Genomic DNA, 477 nt, shown 5'->3' on the forward strand with positions numbered 1-477 from the left:
GCGCGTGCTTGACAGTGATCGGGCAAGAGGCGCAGGTCATGCCAGGCACGGACAGCGTGACGGTCTGAGTGGCGGCGAACACGGGGGCAACGAAAGCGGCGAGAGCGAGGGAGGCAAACAGCTTTTTCATGATGAACTCCTGATTAGTAGAAAAATGGCATGACGTAGGGAAAACCAAGCGCGACCAAGACCAACACGGCGACGAACCAGAAAATGAGCTTGTAGGTGGTGCGCACTTGCGGAATCGCGCACACCTCGCCCGGCTTGCAGGCTGCGGTCGGTCGGACGATGCGCCGCCAGGCAAAGAACAGTGCAACCAGCGCCGCGCCGATGAAGATCGGCCGATACGGCTCCAATACCGTCAGGTTGCCGATCCATGCCCCGCTGAACCCCAAGGCGATCAAAACCAGCGGCCCCAGGCAGCAGGCCGACGCAAGAATGGCGGCCAGCCCACCGGCGAAGAGCGCGCCGCGCCCG

General features: G+C 62.9%; 1 protein-coding gene and 1 pseudogene. Both read right to left on the reverse strand.

Translation table 11 applies throughout. The features are described from left to right. Positions 1–130: pseudogene (locus tag D7V20_RS19510) on the reverse strand (mercuric transport protein periplasmic component); the annotation flags it as partial. Between the two features lie 13 nt (positions 131–143). After that, a partial coding sequence (merT, locus tag D7V20_RS19515) for a mercuric ion transporter MerT (protein ID WP_120385425.1) occupies positions 144–477 on the reverse strand: 334 nt, incomplete at its 5' end.

The organism is Acinetobacter rongchengensis (genome assembly GCF_003611475.1).
Classification (GTDB): domain Bacteria; phylum Pseudomonadota; class Gammaproteobacteria; order Pseudomonadales; family Moraxellaceae; genus Acinetobacter; species Acinetobacter rongchengensis.